Raw genomic sequence first — 23,285 nt, forward strand, 5'->3', positions numbered from 1 at the left:
GGCTGTGGGACAGGTACCTCCCAGCGCGAACCGCTTCTTCGAGATCGTCGTCGGTCAGGAGTGGCCGGAGGCAGACGAGGACGAGTTGTTCGCGCTGGGGCGGGCGTGGGAGCAGGCCTCGGTTGAGTTGAAGGCTTTGGCCGGGCGGATGGATGGTCCGTTCGCGCTGGCGTTGTCGGCGGTGGAGGGCGCGGCCGCGGATGCTTTCCGCGGGCATGCGGAGAAGTTGCGCAAGGCGGTGCCCGAGTTGGCCGGGGCCGCGCACAGTCTGGGCAACCACGCCCGGCAGACCGGGTTGAACGTCGACTACGCCAAGAAGATGATCGTCCTGACGCTGGTGTGGCTGGCGGTGGAGGTCGCGCTGGCGTTGGCGTCGTTGTTCGGCGCGGTGCTGGTGCCGGCGCTGACCACGGCGGCGCAGATCTCGGTGCGGATGGTGCTGCGGCAGTTGTTCCAGGCGCTGCTGCGGGGCGCGACCTGGCGAGCACTGGCTCGCGGTGCGCTCCTGGGTGCGTTGCGCGGCGCGCTGGTCGGCGTCGCCTTCGACGGGGTCATCCAGACCAGCCAGTTCATCGAGGGAAATCGGCACGCGGGCGAGTGGGACGCGACGAAGACGGGGCACGCGGCCGCCTTCGGCGCGATATCGGGTGCCTTCGGCGGGGTGTTCTCGGTGGCGGGGAACATGGCCGTTGCCAAGCCGATCAGCACGATCGCCAACCGGGCGCTGCGAGGTGCGGCCAAGGTCGGCAAGACGGTGATCGAGGCCGGTGCCGCTGGGGCCGCGACCGCCGCGGTGATGATGCCGCTCAACGACGGTGAGTTCGACTGGCGCGCGGTGACCTCCGGGGCGATCGGGGGCATCGCCGCCGCGCGGGGGCGGCTGCCCAATGCCCTCACCAGCGGTCTGAAGTCCTTGCTGCACGGTCCCGGCGCGGGCGCGGAGGGAGGCCTGAGGACCCCGGTCGCCGAGGCGGCCTCCCCGTCGGCGAAGAAGGGCTTGCCGGCACTCGAAAGCCCCGCCACCACAGGGACGAAAGACCTCGCCGGAGCAAGTCCCTCCACAATGGACAAGAGTGTGGGTGTCGGCCGGCCCGCGACGGAAACCAACTCGCCCACCGGTTCCCGGGCGACCGAGCCGACAGTGGTGTCCACTTCGGACCAGCGGCTGCCGTCGGTGTCGTCGGAGCAGGCGAAGTCCTCCTCCCGTTCCCCGGTCGGCGACTCCACGCCTGCGCAGGCAGCGGAGCGCCCGGTTGTCACCTCACAGCAGGTGCGGCCCACCGTCGAACCTGGTTCGTCCCGCGCCACGGAGTCCCCGGCGGCGACCGCGGCACCCCGTTCCGAGGCCACGCCCGCGGTCAAGGATGCCTTTCCTGGCAAGGGGATCCCCCTGGGCAGGGACGGGGTTTCACCAGCGGTGCAGGGCGGCCCGGAGACGATGGCCAGCTTGCACAAGCAGGCGATGGAGCGGGCCGCGCAGCGGGGAGAGGAGCCACCGCCGCCGCCACCGCCGACGCGAGATGTGCCGCTGGCGCAGCGGACGGCCACGGTGGACCAGATCCGGGCGAGCACCGACACCGCGTCCGCGAGCACGGCTACTCAGCACGAGCCGTTCGCCGGCAAGGGAAGGCAGCTGGGTGGGGGCACGGAATCCCCACGTGTGCACCCCGACTCACCGGAGACGCGGGCGGAGCTGGACGCGGCGCGCCAGCAGCGGCAGGAAGAACGGGCCAAGGCCCTGCCGCGGACCGAGACCCCGTCCGAGTCGGGTCCGGTGCGCACGGCGAGCGATCCCGAGCGGGTGAAGGCGTTCCTGGAGCGTCAGGCGGAGCGGGCGAAGCAGGCCGAGACCGCCGCACGGGTGGACGCCGAACGCAGGGCCACCGAGTCCACGCCCGAGGTCGACCCGAAGCGAGTGGCCGCCGACGCGGAGCGGGTGAGGGCGTTCCGTGAACGTCAGACCGAGCTGGCCAAGCAGGCCGAGGCCGAAGCGGCGGCACGCAAGGAAGCAGACCGCAGAACAGCGGAGGCGGTGCGGGACAACAGCGCCGCGCTGCGGGAGATGGACCGGCCGGGCCAGATCGCCGACCAGGCCAGGCGGCACAGGGAGGCGGAGACCGCTCGGCAGGGGCACAGCGACGCCGAGACCGCCGCCGCGGTGAGGAAGAACAGCGAGTCGCTGCGGGAGATGGACCGGCCGGGCCAGATCGCGGATCAACGAGAGCGGGCGAAGAACTCCGGGGAATCGCCCGAAAGCCCAGCTCGCCCGCCGCGCAGGCAACCGCGGGTGGTCACCGTGGACGAGATCCTCGGCACCGACCGGGACCAGCCCCACGGCGACCTGGCGCCCAACAACCCGGGCGGGGACGGCCCCGGTACGGCGACCACATCGCGCGGCGGAAGCCACACCATGGTGGAGATGCCGCCCGCCCCCGTCCGCGAACCCGCGGTGATCGACGAGGCCGGGCCTCAGCGCGAGCACCCCGCCCCGGACCGGCCGGACGCCACTGTCCCCGCGAACAAGCGATCGGATCCGATCGACACCCCGGCTCCGGACACCCCGGCGGGGGCCGGCAAACCCGCCACGCCCCTGCGGCCGGACACGAGCCCATCGCCCGCGGTGGAGTCCGCGACGGCTGCCCTTCCGGGCACCACGCCGACCGGACCGGACATCGGCACGTGGCGACCTGCGTGGGTGGACGGCGATGTGGAAACCGGCCCGGTCCCCGACAGACCGGTCGACGTGGACGTGCCGGGACCGGTCGGTGAACAGCCACCTCCGCCCGCGCTGCCGCCGGTGCCGGAACTGCTTGCCACATGGGAAGAGCACCGGGCCGATCTCGCGGCGGACTTCACCGCACGGACACAGGACGTGGTCCAGCTCGATCGTGCGCTCCGTGCCGCCCGGGCCGCGCTCGCAGGCGAGCTGGAGGCTCACGGCCCGCTGTCCGCGACGGCGGAGCACGCGGTGCGGTCCGCCGTCGACGCGTCGGTCCGGCATCGGGTCTCCGAACTCCAGGCCACCGAGAACGGCCTGTCGGATATGACCGCCGCGGCCGAGTTCGACAGGTTGCTGCGCGGCCTGCCCGACTGGGTGCAGCTCGGCGGTGAGCTCGACGGGCTCCTCGGTCGTGTCGATCCGCTCCTGCGAGAGCACCGGGACGACCACCGTCCGGCGGCGGTCGAGCGCGTGCGGGACGCCTTCGTCGACGCCGTCGTGACTCCGGTGCGCGACGAGGTTCACCGCAGTGGCGTTCAGCCACTGGCATCGGAACGACGTCAAGCACTGCTGGACGCGGCGGAACAGCGATTCGCCGAGTTCGCGCCCGAAGTGCCCGCACGCGTGGCCGTCGAGAGCACGCTCGAATCCGTTGCCGCCGAGCTCCGCGAGGTCATGCTCGACGTCCTCGATGACGACCAGGTGCCCTTGGCGGGGGCGAGGAACATCGTCACCGCGCGGCTGGGAGAGGTTGCCGACGCGATCCGGGAGTGGCAGAACGGCACGGCGCTGGCGGATGTCTCGCAGCACGAGCTGGACGTCCTCGCTCGGCTGGCGGCAGAGCTCCAGAGTCGTGCGGCGTTCGGGCTGATCGGTGACGTGGCCGCGGCGCAGTGGCGGCAGCGGGCCGAGGAGCGGGTCAGGCGGGCGTTCCTCGACCGCTACCGCGAACTGCTCCACCAGAGCAGGCCCAGAATCGGGGCCGGAGCGGATCCGGTGGACGTCGTTCCCGCCGCGTTCAACCGCTTCGGCCGCGGCGTGATCGACGACGTCGTCGCCCGGGTCGAGATCGCCCGGCGGGGGCGGCCGGGTACCGATCCGCGGGACCGGTTGCTGGACGAGGCGATCGAGCGGATGCGGGCGGATCTCGGCCGACGGGTCGAGGACGACCTGGAGTTCGAGCTCCGCGCGGACGGCGCGCTGCGGCGAGGCGCCGAGGACTTCGCCGCCATCGCCGGGCCGCACGCGGTGCAGGCGGACGTGCTCGACCGGTTCGGTGCCGACTACCGGAGGGAGCTGACCTCCAGACTGCACGAACTGTGGCGCCGGCAGAACGCGGAGAAGTGGGCGGAGCGGGAGAAGGAGACCGGCGACGCCTTCGGCGTCCCCAGCGAGCGGAATGCCCGGCCGGAGCCGGCGGCGGCGACAATCCTGCCGGACGAGCCCGCACGAGGCGGGACGGAACGCTTGTGGCGCAGGGACGCGGCCGAGTGGCAGGCGATCCTGGACGCCGACGCCGGTGGCCGCACCGAGCCCGACACGGCGCTGATCAGGCATCCCGAGGTGTTCCCGGCGACCAGGAGCGACGCATGGGCGAACCTCACCCGTGCCCGTCAGGACCTCGCCCGGGTCGTGGTCTCCCGCGATGAGGCCCTGGCGCGCGTCGCTGCGGGCGGGGCGGGAAGCTCCCGCGACGCCGAACCGGCGACCCTGGCCGGGGTCGAGGACGCCGTGCGGGCCGCGCGGAACGAGCTCGGACGGGCAGAGGCGGACCTGCGTGCCTGGGGCAACGACCCGAACCGCCTGACCGAGGCGCACCGCCGGTGGTTCGCCGACTCGCTGCGGGAACGCCCGCGGCTGCCCGGGGGTGTGCAGAACACCGCGGTCCAGTCCGAAGTGGACACCGGGACCGAGGCTCCCGACGATCTCCTCGCCGAGCTCAGGGCCTCGGTGGCCGAAGGAGTTCCCGCCGGGGAGGAGCTGCTGGGACCTGACCCGTTCGGCCTGCGTCAGGCGCCACCACCACCGGAGTTCCTGGAGGGCTTCGACTTCCGGGCAGTTCATGCGGACCAGTTGCCGGCGTTCTTCGAGGCCATCGGCCTGACCCGTTCCCGGCCGCGGGGGCGGCTCTCCGCGGCGGGCTTGGCACGTGATCCGGAGCGCGTCACCGTCGGGCTCCGTCCCACCGCCGAGCAGCGGCGGTGGGGAGTGTGGCTGGAACCGGACCGGGGGACCCCGGTGGACCTGCCCCCGCTGCCCGAGCGCACCGAGATCCCGCACCAGGTGCACTCGATCTGGCTCGGCGGGCCACTGCGAGCCACCGGCAGCGGCGCGGTCTTCCGCCGCAACCTCACTGACGCCGTGCGCGAGCACGGGGAGTGGGGTGATGTCGTGCTGTGGACCGACGTGCCGCGCGAGAGGGTCGAACAGGCCCGCGCCGCCGGAGAGACGGCGTCCGCTCAGCTGCGTGACGTCAGGGACATGGTGGAGTGGGCCGAGAACACCGGAGTGCTCCTGGTCAACGTGGACGAGGTGTTCTCGGCCGCCGCGCCGATGACACTCAACGAGCCCTATCGCGTGGAGCTCGCCAAGCAGGTCGGGCCCGGTTACGCGGCGGCGAGCGACATCCTGCGCCTGGAGATCCTGCGTCGCTTCGGCGGTGTCTACAGCGACGGCGACAACCGGATGTGGCCCACCGACGCCAGGGGCAGTCTTCCCGCCAGCGTGCGGCAGATCGCCGAACCGTCCGATGACCCGGAAACGGGCCACGGCTTCGCGGTGCACCGAGTGGGCGGCTGGGGTGTGGGCAACTCCGCGATCGTCGCGTTCGCCCGGCACCCGTTCCTGGACATCTACCTGGGGCGCGTCGCCGAGCGCTACGGCATGGGCCAGCGGGAGCTGTACCTGAGACAGCAGCATCAAGTCGGCCTCGACGTACTGGAGTCCGGTGAGCGCGCGACCTGGACCGAACACGGTCTTGCCCGGCGGGCGTACCGGAACTCGGTCATGCACCGCACGGGTCCGTACGTGTTCCGCGATGTGGCCGTCGACCTGGGCCTGCGCTCGGACGGCGCTCACCAGATGCCGGCGGTCCGAGGCATCCAGGTCGGCAACGCCAACAGCTGGCTGGACGCCGAACCGGAACCGCAGGCCGACGATGCGAGCCCGGAGCCCGTCGCACCGGACCGCGCGGAGTCCCTCGACGTGGTCAGGCGGGTCGTGGCCACCCTCGTTCGCGAGCTGAGCAACCGGCAGGGAGACCTGCACCTCACCCTCGTGGAGCCGGTCGTGTCCCGCCAGCCCGACCCCGCTCGGGTGTGGACGGCCGTGCTGCGGTTCATCGCCGAGGACCCGGCACTGGCCATGCGGGTGCGCACGGTGACCGACCACCGGCACGACGCGGACGGGGACGTGACCGTGGTGCTGCCGCAGGAGGCTTTGCGGCTGCTGGACTTCCAGAACCGCGAGCACCGGTGGTGGCTGGGCGAACGGCAGCGACCGGTGTGGATGTCCACTGCGGATGATCCGGCGCTGCCGAGCAGGCCGGTGTACACCCGGGCCGAACGCACCGGGTACGTGGTGTGGCACCGGCCGATCGCCGAGCTGCCCAGGGACTTCGCCGAGTACTTCTTCGCCCCCGACGCGCACCAGGACCGCTACCACCGCCCGGGCCACGTCGAGGTGAGCCTGAGCCGGCCGCGGTTGGTTCCGGAGGCGGGACGGCTGGTCGAGGTCCGCGTCGACGCCGGTGGGGCGATCGAGCTGACCGCGACGATCGAGCGCCACCGTGCCGAGGGCGTTGCGTTGCCGCCCGAACTGGCGGAGATGACCCCCGAGGACGCGGCCGGACGGCTGTGGCTGCCGCGGCACACCCTGGATCGGGCGCACATCACCGCGATCCGGCGGCCGGGAACGCTCCGACGCCGGGACACCGCCAACGGCAGGGGACTCACGGGCGTCTCCCTGGGAGAGCTCTACCTGCACAGCAGGGGAAGCGGCGCCCAGGAGTCCGGCCCCATCCCGGAGGCCGTGCTGATCGGCGCATCCGGTCTGGTGCACACCTACAACCACTACCCACTGCGGTTGGACGGTCCGGACCCGGAGGCGCAGGCGGCCGTCCGCGCGGTGGCGCAGCGGTTGCTCGACGACGGCCCGGGGGCGGCGGAACGGCTCGCCAGGTTGCTGGGCAGGGCCCGTGGTGTGCCCATCCACCTGGCGCCCTCCGGAGCGGGCAGGCCGGAGCCCGACTCCGATCCTGGCGCGGGGACCTCGGCACAGCACGCGGCCCGCGCCGAGGCTCCCGTCGCCACCGAGGCGGACCTGGAGGACTTCCGATCGTTCGAGATCCTGGCGGACTACCTGGGCAGTGCCGGGGAGATCGCGCGGGTGGACCCGGGCCTGAGCCGGCTCCACCCCGAGGAGCTGGCTGCGATCCACGGCTACACCCACACGCTCTACCACGCCATCGACAACTTCCTGCGCGGAGAGGACGAGGCACCGCACGCCCGAGCTCTGATCGCCGTGCTGACCTCGGCCGTGACCCGGTTCCCGTTGCGCTACACGGGTTGGGCGACCAGGACGCTGCGAGACGAACCCGACCAGGTGCGGAGCAGGTTCCAACCGGGGACACGCGTCACGGACCGCTCCTTCGCCCGCGCCACTGTGGACGGTGACGGCGTGTCCGCGGACGCGCGGCGAGTGGTACAGCGCGTGTTCGTCCGCAACGGCGCCTACATCGCGTCGGTGTCGAGGTTCACCGAGGAACGTGAAGTCCTGCTGCCGCCGGGGACCGAGTTCGACGTGCTGTCGGCCGAGGAGTCCGACGGGAGGCTGGTGATCACCCTCCGGCAGGCCGAGGAGACGCCGTCGGCCGTGCCCGCCCCGGATGCCGTCCTGGAGCCCGTGCTGTCCGGCAGGCGGAGCAGCGAGGAGGAGCGGGCCGCGCTCGAAGACCTGGTGGGCGAGCCGTACTGGGTGACGTCGATGGCTATGAAGAGGACGTTGCGCGCCTCCGCCCACAGTGCCATCGAGGACACCGCCGACATCCGCGATCTGATGGGCTTGACCTGGTACCTCATCCGGCGTCGTCTCGACGTGGACCTGGCGATGCGTTCCGGTGACCATCGGGCCCTGCGCCCCGTGGTCGTCACGGCCACCGCGGCCCTGGCGCATCTGCCGGTCCACCGGGGGGAGGTCTACCGGCAGGTGGGGCTGACCGAGGCCGAGTCGGCGCGGTACGTGCCGGGCATGCAGATCACCGAGCCCGGGTTCACGGTGGCGACGACGACCGCGCCCCCCGCGGACAGCACCGCCCACACGCTGCGGATCACATCGACGACCGGGCGCGACACCGCGCCGCTGATCGGTGCCGACGACGCCGTGATCGTCCTACCGCCCAACAGTCGCTTCCTCGTCGAGGAGGGCGATCACGAGGCCAACGAGATCCGGCTGATCGAGATCGAGCCCGACGCGGGGGACACCGCGCCCGAGGGCGTCTCGCCTGAGCGGTGGACAGAGGCGATCACCGCGGCTTCCGGGCTCGTGCACACCTACAACCACTATCGGCTGCGGGTGGACGGCGTCGATCCGGAGGCGCAGGCGGCTGTGCGGCTGGTGGCCCGGCGACTGGTGGACGAGGGAGACGAAGCGGCGCTGGAGCTCGCCAAGAGGATGGGGCAAGCCCGTGGTGTGCCCGTCCACGAGGCACCGTCCGGCGCGGGCAGGCCCGAGAGCGTCCACGACCCGGACGTGGGGACCTCGGCCCAGCACGCGGCTCCTGTGGTGACGCTGCCCCCGTTCCTGCGCTCGAACGCCGGGCTGGGTTCCGTTGCGGTGGAACGGGTTGCCGGTGCGGAAACCGTGCGCGGTGTCGTCGAACAGCAGTTCCCGGCCATGGCCGCCGGAGATCTCGCCGAGGTTGAACGCGTTGTGCGCGAGGAGTTCGGCAGCCTGCTCGGTGACGGGCGGGCGCTGGCGGCGCGCGTCGCCGGTCAGTGGTACGAGCTGAATCTGCGCGCGACCCTGGATACCGCCGGAGCAAGGGAGATCACCACCGACACGCCGCCTCATCCGGTGGAGGCGGCGATCCAGTCGAACCGGAACACCACGAGGACCACCGGTCCCGCGACCGTCGGCTCGGTCACGGCCGCGGTGGGCGCGCTCGCCGGGGGTGTGACGGTGACCGGACGGGTCACGGTGCCGACCGGCAGGGCATTCTCCCGGATCACCCAGGGCATCTCGGTGCAGGACAGCCGAGACGTTGTCAGCGATGACCCTTCGCGGAGGGTGCGGGTTCCGGTCGCGTTCACGGTCTCGACCGTGAACCGCACCGGACAGGAACTCGGTTCCCGAACCACGTCCGGCACGGTGGATCTGCTGGTTCCACAAGAGTTCACGGCCCTTGCCACGACCTCGGAGCCGGTGGAGCCGCACCAGCCTGAGGTGGCGGCCGAGTTCGTTCCCGAAACAGTTCAGCTGCCGGGCGCGGCGGAGCGAGTCCTGGCGGCCATGCCCGTCGGAGTGACCGGTATCGGGACACCGGGGCGGGCGGAGCTGCTTCGGGTGATCAGCCCTGAGTTCCTTCGCGCCCACCTCGGTGCGATGCTGCGGGGGTCGGTGGCCTCAGCCGGTCTCGTTGACGGCTCTGGGCGTACCCGGGGTGTCGTCGAGCTGACCGCGAGCCTTGGCGCACCGGCACTGCTCGGATCTGTTCACAGTGGACAGATGCGGTCGCAGGAGCAGTCGACAAGGCAGTCCGAGCACGTCGGAACCGTCCGGAGTGGCTTCGACGTCGGCTTGTCGGCGGGCGGGGTCGTGCTGCCGAACGTCGGCGCGACGCTCGGGTTGAGCTACTCGATGGCGGGCACCGGCCAGACCGCGGTCGGGGGTGCGGCTACTCGCCGCCGGGGTGTGCAGGTGGACGGCACAGAGCTGTACGAGGCGCCGCTGTTCGTGACCCTTCGTCCCCACGGTGGCGAGCCGATCACCGTGAACGGCACGACGCACTTCCGGATGGCTACCGCGCGGCAACCCGTTGCGGGAGAGAGAAGGTTTCCGCCATCGTACCTGCATCACGGCAACACGATCGGGCACGCGCGGGTTCTCCGAATCGCAGGGTTGACCGAGACGCTGGATCGAGTGCGGGAAGAACTCGTTGCTCTGCCGGGCGCGAACCGGTTGTTCCCCAGGTTCGGTGCGGAAGCACGATCCTGGAGCGCGGCGGACATCGAGGGAGCCGCGGCGAATCACCGCGTCTTCACCACGGTATTCTCGCCGGAGAACCTGCACGCGCTGACGGACACGCTGACCTCGACCGGTGTTTCCGCCATGCTGTCGACGATCAGCGGTAGGCACGAGCACGTCTACGAGATCCTGCTGCGGGCGCGGATCTCCGGCACACCGGAGCACCTGGGGCTGCGGGCCGACACGGCTGTGCGGGGCCAGCTGTCGGACAGCCAGCGGCTCCACGGTGTGCGTGGCAGAGAACGAGGCATCGGGATCACCGTCGATGCCGGGGTGCGACCGGCCGGAGGCGCGGCGTTCTCCGGCCGCGTCGCGTATGCCCGCGGCACCGAGGCCACGGCAGGTCCTGGTGTCACACGGACAACCTCGCATTCCGGAAGCACGGATGCGCATGCCTTCGAGGTCCCACTGGAGTTGCATGCGGAGATCCGGTACCACCGCACGCTCCGGACCGAACTGAGCTCACTCGTCCTGGGTCGCCCCGGCGAGCATGTTCCCGCAGTGCGACGGATTCCGGTCGAAGGACCACCCGGGGCGCACATGAGGCTGCTGGTTCCGGCGAGCGAGACGACAGCGGCGGAGCCACGACCGCGTGCCGAGGTACCCGTTGCACTGCCCCTTGCCGCGCCGTCGCGTATCGACGAGCTGCTCGCCAACCACAGGCGGGAGAACGCTTCGCGGCAGTTCGACTGGTTGTACTTCGCCGGTCTCGAAGGAACGGACGTGATGCACCGGGCCGCGGTCGACCTTGTCTCCCAGGCAGCGGGAGGGGATCGAGCCCTGGTGCTGGAAGGGTCTCCGGCACGGGAACAGCTTGATGGGGCCATCAATCCGGACATGATCGCCGCGCGGTTCGAGCGGATGGTGGCTCACGGCGATGTCATCACGCGCCTCGCTCATCCGCGACGGGCCGCCGATCGCGTCGCGGCGCTCGGTGTGGTCGCGCGACTTCGCCTTGCCGACGCCGAACTGGTGTCCACAGCGGATGATGTGTCATTGGACAACTCCCGCCAAGCGACGCAGCGCGCGGGTGATGGTGTGAGCGCGGCGACCGAGCTGGCTGGCGGCCTCGGGCCCAGTGGCACCGCCACGAGTGGCGGACTCTCTGGCGTGTTCGGCGCGTCCGTGGTGGTCGGGCGCAGGTGGGCCACGAGCCGGGGCACGGAGATCAGCGGCACTGTCGAACGGACCCTGACCACGCCGCCGTCCGGCAGGACCGTGCTGATCCGTGTCCCGGCTGCGGTCACCATGGTCGCGGAGAGCCGCCGGGAGGCATTGGGCCTGAGGTTCGGCCACCACGTGGCCGGTGCGACGGTGGACTCGCTCGGCGCGTACTTCAGGGTTTCCGAAGACCAGGCGAGGGATCTCGGCCTGCTGCCACCCGCCGAACCAGGTCCGCCGATGCCGCTGCCGGACCTGGTCGTGCCCGCGCCCCTGTCCCACCCGGCGGGTGCTTCGATCGGTCTGGGAACCGTAGAGGTGTTCCCCGACCTGACCCGGCTGGTAGCCGGCGTCGCTCCCCATGTCGAGACGCGTGCGCTCGACGACCTGATGGGCACCTTCCAGCGGCTGAACGCCCTCACCTCCCGCAGTGGCGCTGTGGCGTTGCTGGACAGCGCCCTGAACGGCGGCGCGGCCATCACGGTGCATCGGCCCCGACTGTTCGGGAGCGAAACCCAACGCGCCGTGCTCCGCGCGAACGTGCGGGAGCATCGGTCGCTGGGTGCAACGGCCGACGGCACGGGAATCGGGAACTACCAGGCATTCTCCGTTCAGCGCTCCACCGCGCGGGCGCACGGTCCGTTGTGGGACGCCGGTGTGCGTGCGGGAGCCCGCGGCGCACACCATGATCCGGCTCAGCACCGTGCAGGGCAGAGCGGGGCGACCACAGCCGTGCGAGCCGGAGAACAGCGACTGCACGGGACTGCAACGACCGCCACCGATCAGAGTTCGATGGTCAGCTACACCAGTGGTCCCGTTGTGCGTCATGCCGTGGTCGCGGATTTCACGCTCACCCTCGAACGGGGCGGCCGAACCATCGCGGAGGCGTCGCTCGACGGACAGGAGGTGGTGTTCCGGCTCCCTGCCGACGATCTCACCACCAGGGCGCGGAACAGGAATGACCAGCGCACTGAGCCCGTCGTCGCCCGATGGGCCGGACAGGGCCGGGGAGCCCGGATCCGCGCTGCGGTGGATGAGTGGCGTGCCGACGGCGTAGTGGTTCCCGATCGCGCCGTACCGGAGACCCTTGCTGGAGTCAGCCTGATCCGGGAGGCGGTGAACGCGGCGCTTCGCGAGGCCAGAGCTGGAAACGTCCTGCTGGGGCCGGAAACCTCCGCTCAGGCGGTCCTCGACGCGGCACTGTCCGCGGAGCTGGTGCGACCGGCTCTGCCGGAGATGCTCAGCCGTGGACTGGAACTCCCCGTACTTCGGGGCGACGGCCAGATCGCGACCGTCACCGTCCACATGCGCGCTCGTGAGCCCCGGATGGTCGGGCTCAGCGGGGACATCGGCATGGATCGTCCGCGGCAGCGGAGCTCCTCGCACCAGAGCGACATCAGACGGGCTCCGTTCGTCATGGTCAACCCGTCCGTCGGGCCGGGCATCGGCGCGACGGCCACCGAGAGCGGCCAGCCCGCGCTGGGCGGTGGTCTCCAGGACATGGGCCACACCGGGCGGGCGCAGCACGCACGCGGGGTCGCGACCGGAGGCTCGGCACAGGCCGACAGGAACGCGAAACCCCAGGGGCGAACCGGACTCGTCGAGTACGACCTCGACGTCAAAGTCGTCGTCAAGGTCGCCGATCTCGTGCTCGGCACCGGCCCCCAGTGGCGTGCGCCGCGTCATGTCGTCTCCGACCTCACCATTCCGGCGGCGACGCGGCTGCGCATGTCCGAGGAGGACGCCGTGCGGCAGGTGGACGTCGGAGAACTCGTGCTCGACGCTCACCGCGCCGTCACCGAGGCCGCGCAACTGTGGCAGGAGGCGGAGACGGCCGCCCGGTTGGCCCGGCGCGCGGTTCAGGACGCGGACGCGGTCAACCGCCGCAGGATGGACGAGCTGTTCGCCGGGACCGCACACCTGACCGCCGAGGAACTGGTGCGGGAGATCCTGGAGACCGGGCCCGGCAACCACGATGCCAGGGGACGGCTTGCGGAAGCTGAGCGAGCCGCCCGGCGGGCTGCGACCACATGGGCTGACACCAAGCGGTTCGCGGACTACCTTCTCGCGACCGGTGTTCCTCTCGCGCGCATCGAGAAGGTGCTGGGCAAGCTGCCGGAGTCCGAGTGGGAAGAGCGGATGCGTGCCGCCGCCGGGGAGGTCGACGTCCACGTCCGGTCGCGTCTGAACCTCGACGGTGGCGATGCCTACCACCACGAACTGGTGATGCGCCGCGCGTACGAGGTGCTCCAGGCCGAGCGCAGGGGCGAGCAACCGCGTGAGTTCGTTCCTCCGCCGAGGGAACCCGGCACGATCGAGACGGGGCTTCGCGGTGGCGCGCGACAGGCCGTGCCGAGCGAAGCGGGACCCTCCGGACTGTCCGTGCAGCAGACACGCGCGCTGATCTCCGCCGGTCTGCGTCTCACGGGTGCTGGAGACTTCTTCGGTGCTCTGCACGAGTCCGTTTCCGGGCAGCGGCCCGATCTTGCCGGGCTGGGGGCCGACGGGCTCCGGGAGCGGGTGGCTCGGCGGCTGGCCTCCGCTGCCGTTGTGGGCGCCCCGGTTCCCGGTGCTGAGAACGGCTTCGCGCTGGCGGCTCGGCTGCTCGACCCGGGCGACGACCGGTCAGACCTCGCACCATTGCTGAGCAGGGTGGCGGCGGAGGAGTTCGGTCTGCTGATCAGCTTCGTCCCCGGGACCGGCGTGCCCGGGTCTTTCGGGCCGACAACGGGAACGCCGGTCGTGTTGTTCGGAGCGGAGCCGGACGGAACACGGTTCATGGGTTCGGGCCCGCTGAACGGCGGCGGTCCCCAGGCCACTCAGTACGCGGCCCTGTTGGCGGAGTTGCCGAATCTGCGGCAGGGAGTCGACGTCTCAGCTCATGTCGGTGAGCTCGTTCGTCTTGCCGATGTCGACCACAGCGCGGACGTGATGGCCGCGCCCGAAGTTCGCCGGATGCTGAGGCGAATCGACGCGGCGCTGCCAAGTGGGGGTGCGGTCAGGATCCGTTCCGTGGTGCGGGACGCCGTGCTCTCCACCGCGGTCGTGCCGACTCGCGGTCATCGGGTGATCCAGCCGTTCTCCCACCGGCGGCTGGAGGCTGTCCTCACGGACATCGCGTTGCACCTGGAGGCTGGCGCCGATCCGTTCGGCACACCTGGATCGGTGCTGGAGCACCTTGACTACCGGCCGAACGCCCCCATGCCGGTGCGACTGGCGGTGCTGGCACTGGCGAATCTCGTTCCGCGGTCACGGTCGACGCTCGCCGCCGATCCCGTGTTCCGAGCGATCGTGGCCAGTCCGTCGCTTGTGGACGCGCTGTTCGCGGCCTCCGGCCATGACGAGCAACAGTTCCTCAACACCTGCGACCCGGCGGCGATGAACACCGCGCTGCTCGGACGGGTGCCCACCATCGCCGGGCTGCTCCACATCGGAGGCGCCATGGTGGAGCACGTGAACGACGTCCTCGCGGCGGCGACCGCCGACCAGCTCTCGCGGGCGGACCGGCCGGGGCGCACCATCGGAGAGCTTGTCCGGCAACGCATCCGTGAGGCGGAGCGAGTCTTCGCCACGGTGGAGTCCGAAGCGATCAGGCTCGCCGGGATCGGTGCGCCCATGGCGGAGTGGGCGCGGTTGACCCGGCAGTGGGGCCGCGTCATGCAGAAGCTGGCAGCGGTGGTCGACTTGTCCGCGGGTCCGGACTCGGTTCCCGTGCTGACGAAGAAGCCCGTGCCGGGCGCGTGGGGTGTGAGCGCCGCGCTGATGACGCCGCTGGCAGTGGATCGACCGGGCCGCCGGGTGTCCGCCGTCAACGGCGCCGCGTACCAAGAGTCGCTCGATGCGCGCATGGCCGATGTCGACGGGCGTTCCCGTCGCTTCGTCGGCATCACCGACTGGACGCGTGACCGGGCGCAGACCCGCCTGGAGTTCTGGCGCAGGGTTCGCTACAGCGGTGTGGCGCAACTGGAGACCGAGAACGCGATCACGAAGCACGCACTGGCGCTGAGGGCGACGACGGTCGACGGCGTCCGCGGCTACTCGCTCGCCGATCCCAAGGAGAGCGAGCCCCGTTTCCTCCGCGCTGACGAGTTCTTCGCCTGGGCACACCGCACCGATGCGCGGATCGAGGCCGATGCGCTGACCCCGTTGTCCGACCACGTCGTTGAGACCGGGCCCGTCCGCACCGACGCGGACACGCCCTACCTCGCGGTGGAGTACGGGCAGCCTGCCGATCTCGTGATCGAGGAGGAGCTGACTTTCCGTGCCACGGCGGAAATCCTCAACGCGGCCCGGGAGGCGCTGCGGTCGGTGGGGAGCAAGATCCGCCTGACGGAGACGGCCAGGGCCGGGAATCTGCGCGTGGTGCGCATCGAACTCGGTGACGCCACCGGCTCCCGGGATGTCGCCGCACAGGTCCTCGGTGGTCAGCCGAGTACGTTGGTGTTGCGCCCCAACGGGTCCAGGGCAGTGATGGTGCCCAGTGCGTTGGGTGATCACGTGCACGGCGCACACGCCCTCGCGCGGAGGATGGTGACGGCAGGGCGGGACGGACTGACACGGCAGGAGCTCGCGCTGGGGTTGGCTGCCCGGGAAGCGCAGCAGGACAACGAGATCGTGGCCGAGTACCGCACCGCACTGGTCGATCCGGCCACAGTTGAGGTCGCGCGGCGCTGGGGCGTGAACGAGGCGGCGCGGGCAAGGGTGGGCGAGGCGTACGTCCTGGCACCCGTGTCGGGAATCGGGAATGCGAACGCGGACTACTACCTGGTCCCGGTCATCGCGGAGACCACGGACGGCGCGCAGCTCGTGCTGGAGACCCGGGGTTCGGAGGTCGGTCTCCGGGTTCTGGGGCCGAACGAGAGCTTCTTCGACGTCTTCGGTCGCGACGGCCTCTTCGACGCGCCCCTCGCGATGGTGATGACCGGTCACAACCCGGCACCGAACCGCTATGTCGAGTTCGACGTCGGTTCCCGTGAGCCGGGGACGGTGGCGTGGTCCCGCCGGGCCTGGCCACGGATGCCGGAGCTGACCAGGCCGCACGAGGACCGGCCCAGCCCCTTCGAGCCGCGGCTGCTCGCAGACCCCGACTACCTCGGCGCGGCGCTCGCGGCGGTCACCTCGGCAGACGACGCGGACCCCCGGTACGAGGAAGAGGTGCACCGGCTCGCGGAGGTGGCCGGAGCGCCGGGAAAGCTGGCCGGGTTCGCAGAGCAGGTGGCGAAACTGGTGGCGTGGCTGCGTTCCGAGGACCAGCCCCCGCCCGTCGTCACGATCTCCGGCGGTGTCGGCAACAGCCCGTGGAAGGACCGGGCTGACGAGGTGGGCCGGCAGCGCCGTGCCGCCGTCGAGCAGGAGCTGCGTTCCGCGCTGGCCGTCGCCTTCGACAAGTACCGGGTTCCGCTTCCCGTCGCGGAGCTACGGATCGACCAGATCCGTCAGGAGTCCACTCGGCGCGGTCTGCTGGATGCGTTGGACGGTGCCGGCTCCCGAGCCCGCCGCCGCGTCACGGTGGCGCTGTCCCCGGACACAAGGTACGCCGCGCGACCAGCTCGACCGGCCGCGTTCCAGGCGACCGAGGCACAGCACCGATGGCTGGTGACGCACGGGCGGCGGGAGATCCCGATCGCCGGTGACGGAGACTGCTTCTTCTCCGCGTTGCTTGTCACCGCTGGAGGTCACGCGAGTGTCCGCGGGAAGTCCGTGCTCGATCTGCGCAACCGGCTCGCAGACCGGTTCCGGGACAACATCGCGGAGTACGGGGCGTTCCTGACCGGGGAGGACCCAGCCAGGGCCGAGGCCGACATCCGACGCGCCGGGTCGTGGGCCAGCGCCGCGGGTGACTTGGTGCCGTTGCTCGCCGCCGACGAGTTCGGTCTGCGGCTGCGGCTGGTGGATCCGCGGGGAACCGTGCTGACGGTCGGAGGCCAGGGGCACGAGGTGACGCTCCTGTACGACGGCTCGCACTACTCGGCCACGGCCGGACAACCGTCGTCCGTGCCGAGCGGTCGTCCGCCGGTGCTGCGAGGCGCCGGGCGGATGCGCACGACCATCGACTACGAGCTCACCGACGGCAGTGGGATCGACGAGACCTCGCCCGCCGGGGAGATCCTGGAGCGGGCGCCGTTCGCGTACCGGGAACAGCTCGAAGTCCGTGAGGAACCCGGCGGCGGACAGGCCCTGAACTTCCCGCTCTTCCGGCCGACCCGTCCGATCAGGTCCGTTCTCAAGCCCCCCTTGGACGTCTCCGCCGACGGCACGCTGGCGTTGCCCGGTGGGTTCCGGAGGGCCAGGCAGTTCTACGCGACCCGGGCGGTGATCGACAACGCCCGGCGGGAACTGCGGTTCGCGGGCAGCAGGCTGGTGCTGCGGACCGACGAGAACACTTTCGTGGAGTTCCTGCACGAGGGGCGGCCGCACAGGCTGTTCCGGGTCACCGCCCAGTTCGGCGGGACCCCGAAGGACGTCTGCCGTGACTTCGCCGCGGACATGGCGGGGGACAACCACATGTACGCCGTGCTGCACGACACTCGACCAGGCGGGACCGGGGAGACGGCGGTCGCGGACATCGACACCAGTGAGGGCGTCGTCGTGGGCGGAACCGCCCACCTCGCCGAAGCCCTGGTCCGGGTGGCCGCCGACGAACGCCGCCTGGTCGACCTCACCCCGCGATGGGCGCGTGAGCAGGTCATGGCGTGGCGGCGGCAGGAGAGCTCCCCACGCGTCGGCGCCCAGTACGGAAGGCTGCTCAACCAGGCGTTGCCGGATGGGCAGACCTCCCGCGCCGTCCTGTCGGAGCAGGCCGCCGTGCTCGGGCTCAACGAGTACGCCTTTCCCCGGATCAGTGAGGGATACCTGCTGCAGAGCGTCGAGCCCGAGCCGAGCCCGGGCGCACCCCCGTTCCGCGACTTCTCGCGCTCCACACCCGGGCACAACGCCGAGTACCGGGACCACCGGGGATACGGATACCACTTCGCGACGGTGGTCGTGGAGAGCGAGGACGGGCAGCACCACCTGACGATCGAGAACGCGAACACGCGCCACGACAACAAGAAGGTCTTGCTTGACGCGTTGGACAAGAACGTGGACCTGTACCGCGACCGTTTCGACGACGTCGAGCGGATGCTGCGCGAGGCGGTCGACCGGGGCGAGCTCGACGCGAAGGACCCGAGGTTCGCGCTCCTGGCGGCGATGCGGGCGCGAGCGGAGGGGCACGAGGATCCCAGCGGCCTGAAAGGGTTGCTGGACCGGTGGCACCGGGAGATTTCCGGCGTCGCCGTCTACCCGCACAGCGGTGACGACTGGCGGTTCCGGATGGCCGGAATGGCCGCCGGTGAGACGTTCTTCGAACAGGCGACCAGCCTCGGTGACCAGCGGGCCACGCCGTCGACGAGCAACCCGCTGCTGATGGTGGTGAACAGCCACTATCCGCGGTCGCGCGTCGTCGTCCTGGCCCCGGGCGAGCCGGCGCTGGACACCGGTGGCCGTGAGCAGGTGGACTCCCTGCTCGCCCGCGTCGCCACGATCGCGGCCTGGCGCGGGGCGCATCGCCTCGGCCTGCCCGAAATCCGCCTGACGATCACCTCGGCGCCGTCGGACTGGCCGATCAGGCGGGAACGGGAGCAGGACGTGACGGCGTACGTCCGGCGGCGGCTGGAGCACCACCTGGCCGAACGGCAGGATGGTGCCGCCGTCGGCGCCGCGGACGTCGTCGTGTCCGTCACCCACCGGAAGCGGCAGGGTGAGGAGTCCGAGCTGGTGATGTTGGTCTCCACGGGCGGCGCGCCGGTGACCGGAGCGGAGGCGGCACGGCTCGCGCGGGAGATCGGCCTCGGCTCGGTGTTGCCGCGACCCTTCGGTGACTCCGCACCGGACAGGCTGAACGACCTCGTCGAGCTCGCCCGTCACGTCGACGGCGTCGACACTCCGGACGTCCGCAGGCTCGCGGATCTCCGTCGGCTCACCGACCTGGTGAGCCGGACGGGCGGGCCGGGGGGCGGCTTCCGCGCGGAGCACCTGGACCCGTTGGTGCGCACCGTCTTCGGCAGGCACGAGAGCACGCATGTGTCCATGGCCGACCGTCGCGCCGTGGTCGACCTCGTGCCGGCGGCGAAGAACAAGGCGGGACACCGTGCCATCACCGTCGAGGACCTCAAGGAACAGGTGCCGACCGATCCGAGCCCGGCTCCGCCGCCGCGGCCGGGTGGTCTCCGGATCGTCCTGGACGCGACGGCCGACGTCACCGGGCTGAGAAACCGCGCCGAGGCGGTCGTCCTCGAACTGGCGCACCGGCACACCAGTGCTTGGCCGCGCTTGCGCGTCACCGGTCACGGGCCGGGGCTGCCCGAGGAGACCGTGGCGGGAATGGTGATCGGCGAGCTGGCCGGGGCACTGTCCCGTTTCGTCCGCCACACCCCGCCCGGCGTGCGTCCCCTGGACGTCCCCCTTGAGGTGACCCGGGGGACCGAGACCCCCGACGGCCCCCCGTTCGCCGACGTCGAGATCGACTGGTAGCGGTCAACCGATACCCGTTCGGGTACCGAAAGAAATGTCGACCGAAGGGTTGACAAGCGCGCCGTGCGACACCGAAAAGTCGATTTCTTGCGGTTGTCGCGGTCTGATCCGGCCGCCCATGCTCGGTGTCGTCGAATGGCGGTATCGAATGGCAGGTGAGCAGTGATTCAGGAATCGACTCCACGGCCCGCTCCGGCAGACGCCCGGTCGTGCCGGGATGTCGGTTCCGTCGCCGCCGTGCGGGTCCTGGTGCGGGCCGGTGACCCGATCAGCCTCGCCGGGGTGGCGGGCCAGCTCGGCCAGTGGCCCGCCGTCGACGTGGTCACCGCGGACTCCGACGTCGCGCTGCTGGTTGTGGACACCGTGGACTCCGGCACCGTCGCACTGCTGCGGGAGCTCGGCAGGCCGCGGGTCGTGCTGGTGGCGAACCGGGTCACCGACGCGCAGGTTCTCGACGCGGTCGAGTTCGGCCTGCGGGCGGTGGTGCCGCGCGCCGAGGCGACCGCGGAGCGGCTGGTGCACGCGGTGCTCACCGCCCACCGGGGCGGTGCGGACCTGCCGCCGGAGCTGCTCGGCGAGCTGCTGACCCAGCTCGCCCGCCTGCAACGGGAGGTGCTGGGCCCGATCGGCCTGACCGCCGCCGGGGTCACCGTCCGCGAGGCGGAGGTGCTGCGGCTGACCGCCGAGGGCCTTGACACCGGGGAGATCGCCGAGCGGATGTGCTTCTCCGAGGGAACGGTCAAATCCGTCGTGCACGGGCTGATGCGGAAGTTCGGTCTCCGCAACCGCGTGCACGTGGTCGCGCACGCCATTCGCGCGGGAATCATCTAACCGCACGCCTTTTCCGGGCGTGCCAAGGAAAAGCTCGAAAGAGAGAAGACGATGAACCAGCCGCTTTCCGTCACAACCCCGGGAATGCAGCGGGCCGCCGAGGACTTCCGGGCGGCGCTGGCCACTTCGCGGCGCACCCAGAGCGGGATGCAGACCCAGATCTCCACCCTCGGTGTGGCGTGGACCGGTGAGGCCGCGACCCGCTTCAACCGGTCGCTCAACGCCTGGTCCGCCGAGTACGCCAACATCCTGCGCCAGCTCGAACGCATCCTCGGCGCGCTTGAGGGCAGCAAGGCCACCTACGCCAAGACCGAGGCCGCCGCGACCGACGCCGCGAGCAGCGCCATGCGCGGTCTGCCCATCTGATCACCCTTCGAGCGACACAGGAGAGAACACCATGGCGGAGTACACAGTCACCTTCGGCCGCGTGCAGGGCGTGCTCAGCGAGATGGCGGCCATCGACAGCCAGATCAAGTCGATGCTCGCCAAGCTGGAGCAGGACGCCCAGCACAACCTCGCGCAGTGGAACAGCGACGCGCAGCTGGCCTACCGCGACTGCAAGGCGAAGTGGGACCACTCGGCGCGGCAGATGCCGGTGCTGCTCGCGCAGGCGCGCACCGCGCTCGGCGACATCATGGCCGGTTACACCGGCGCGGAGAAGGCGGGCACCGAGATGTTCGGTGGCACTGGCGTCGGACGCTGACATGGGTGTCGGTGACAAGTACGCGGAGGACCTCAGCAAGCGCTGGAGCTCGCCAGGAACCAAGGATCCGAAGACAGGTGCGGCCCGCTGGGACGACGGCCAGAAGCCCCCGTCGTGGCCTCCGCTGGAGGACAGGGCCGCCTTCGACATCCCTCCGGTGCGGAGGGAACACGGCGGCACCGGTGACGTGGCGGTGAGCACCGCGGCGGTGAAGTACTTCGCCGAGGTGATGGGCACCTTGTCCAAGGACGTCGACGAGGCGATCCGGGAGCTGGGCAAGGTGGACGTGCGGCCCGGGAACTTCTACCACGCCGACCGGATCGTGCAGAAGGTCAGCGACACCTCCGCGGACGGGCTCAAGTCCGTCTACTCGGGACGGATGCAGAAGCTCAAGTCCGGGCTGATGACGCTGTCCACGCGGATGAACGAGCTGGCCAAGCGGTACGAGACGACCGAGGGCGTCAACTCCGCCGGCGCGGACGAGGTGACCCGCCTGATGAAGGACGTCGGCACGGCGCTGGGCAGGAGCGGTCCGGCGGCCCCGAGAACCTGATCACGACCACCCGGACTCAGCATGGAACGAGCCGAACATGGTTAGTAACAACGCGCAGCGCTACGGCAGCGACATCCCGACGGACAATCGGTACGACGGCTGGACGTGGCGGCAGATCAAGGCGGCCATCACCGGCGGCTCGGACATGACCCAGTCCCATGTGGATTCGATCAACGACGTGAGCAAGCCGGAGTCCTTGCGCGAGGCCGCCAGGATCTTCCTGTTCACCCAACGGGTGCTGGAGAAGGTCCGGCGCACGATCGACGAGCACAGCAAGGCCGTCGCGGGCCCGGACGGCCCGTGGAAGGGGCCCGCCGCCGACAGCTTCATGACCGGCATGGACTACTTCGGCAAGGAGGTGCGCAGCCACATCGACCAGATCGCCGACAACCCCTCCGGGGCCTACCCGATCCCGCAGGGGCTGCACGCCGCCGGCAACAAGCTGGCCGACGCGATCTGGCGCATCGAAGCCATCGACTCGCACTACGCCAACGAGGCCAAGAAGGCCGGCGCGAGCGTGCACAACCACGCCGACCGCGGCGGCGACCTGGTGCACATCTCGGAGAAACCCGAGATCGTCAAGATGATGACCGCGCAGATGCGTGACGTCATCGTGGGGCTGGCGGGCAACTACGACCTCACCTACAGCACGGTGCAGCCCACCCCGCCCGAGCCGACGTTCTTCAAGGGCGGCAAGCCGGTCAGCGGTGATCCGAACGCACTGCGCGTGGGCGCCCCGCCCACCGGGCCGGGAGCGCCGGGCTCACCGTCCGGGCCGGGCTTCGGCGGCATCGACGGGGCGGGAGCACCGGGCTCGCCGGCGGGTTCCGGCCCCGGTGGCGGTGGCTCGGCCTCTCCCGCCTCGCTGCCACCGACGGTGGATCCCGGAGCGTTCGGGCTGAGCGCCGATCCCGCCGGCCCCGGTGCCGACGCCGCGGCTCGGGCGCAGGGGACGGGCGGTCTGCACACCCCCGGCGCGATGCCCACGCTCGGCGCCCCGCCCTCGGTCGCCCCGTGGTCCCCCGGCGGTGGTGGCCCCGGTGCGCTGCCCGGGCTCAGCGGCGGGGTGCCCTTGCCCGGCATGCCGCCGGTGTTCCCCGGTGGCACCGGCGGTGGCGTCAAGCCGTGGGCGGGCGGCACCGGCCCGGGTGGGCTCCGGCTGCCTGGCGGTTCTCTTCCCAGCGCCGGTGGCGTGAAGCCGTGGTCCGGCGGCGGCGCGGGCGGGCTCGGTGGCTTCGGCGGCGGCGCCGGTGGCGTGGGCGGCTCGGGCTCGGTCAAGCCCTGGGCCGGCGCGGGCAAGGGCCCCTCCGCGGGCGCCGCCGGTGGCGCTGATGCCCCGCACCCCACGGGCACGGGCCCCCGAAGTACGAGCGGTCGCGGCGGAACCGGACCGGGTGGTTCGACCGCACCGGGCGCCGGTGGCTACCCGATGGCACCGCCGATGGGCGGAGCGGGCGGCGGAAACCAGCAGGAACGCGAGCGCACCACGTGGCTGGTCGAGGACGAAGAGGTCTGGGGCGCCGCCCCCGCCCTCCCACCCCGCGTCATCGGCCGCGACGACTAAT

6 protein-coding genes are annotated in these 23,285 nt (G+C 71.3%); all 6 read left to right on the forward strand.

Annotated elements, in window-relative coordinates:
• Window positions 1-4 precede the first annotated feature (4 nt).
• Window positions 5-19,633 carry a WXG100-like domain-containing protein gene (locus ACFFQA_RS34325; protein WP_377861363.1) on the forward strand — a complete coding sequence of 6,543 codons (19,629 nt, stop codon included), beginning with the start codon at window positions 5-7 and terminating at the stop codon, window positions 19,631-19,633.
• A gap of 237 nt (window positions 19,634-19,870) precedes the next feature.
• A complete protein-coding gene (locus ACFFQA_RS34330) occupies window positions 19,871-20,464 on the forward strand; it encodes a helix-turn-helix transcriptional regulator (RefSeq protein WP_377861366.1) in 594 nt (197 codons plus the stop codon).
• Between the two features lie 51 nt (window positions 20,465-20,515).
• Entirely contained in the window at window positions 20,516-20,830 is a 315-nt protein-coding gene (locus tag ACFFQA_RS34335) for a WXG100 family type VII secretion target (RefSeq protein WP_377861369.1), read from the forward strand.
• 31 nt (window positions 20,831-20,861) lie between these two features.
• Window positions 20,862-21,167 carry a WXG100 family type VII secretion target gene (locus ACFFQA_RS34340; protein ID WP_377861371.1) on the forward strand — a complete coding sequence of 102 codons (306 nt, stop codon included), beginning with the start codon at window positions 20,862-20,864 and terminating at the stop codon, window positions 21,165-21,167.
• Window position 21,168: 1 nt separating this feature from the next.
• On the forward strand, window positions 21,169-21,720 hold the full coding sequence (locus tag ACFFQA_RS34345) for a hypothetical protein (RefSeq protein WP_377861373.1): 552 nt from the start codon (window positions 21,169-21,171) through the stop codon (window positions 21,718-21,720).
• A gap of 37 nt (window positions 21,721-21,757) precedes the next feature.
• Complete coding sequence (locus ACFFQA_RS34350; protein WP_377861376.1) at window positions 21,758-23,284, forward strand: hypothetical protein; 1,527 nt, start codon at window positions 21,758-21,760, stop codon at window positions 23,282-23,284.
• Window position 23,285: the final 1 nt, after the last annotated feature.

The organism is Allokutzneria oryzae (genome assembly GCF_042429765.1).
In the GTDB taxonomy this organism is placed as follows: domain Bacteria; phylum Actinomycetota; class Actinomycetes; order Mycobacteriales; family Pseudonocardiaceae; genus Allokutzneria; species Allokutzneria oryzae.

Bases quoted from the DNA above. Each gene is read 5' to 3' on its own strand.
- ACFFQA_RS34335 (WP_377861369.1), top strand. From the start codon at position 20,516: ATGAACCAGCCGCTTTCCGTCACAACCCCGGGAATGCAGCGGGCCGCC.
- ACFFQA_RS34340 (WP_377861371.1), top strand. From the start codon at position 20,862: ATGGCGGAGTACACAGTCACCTTCGGCCGCGTGCAGGGCGTGCTCAGC.
- ACFFQA_RS34345 (WP_377861373.1), top strand. From the start codon at position 21,169: ATGGGTGTCGGTGACAAGTACGCGGAGGACCTCAGCAAGCGCTGGAGC.
- ACFFQA_RS34350 (WP_377861376.1), top strand. From the start codon at position 21,758: ATGGTTAGTAACAACGCGCAGCGCTACGGCAGCGACATCCCGACGGAC.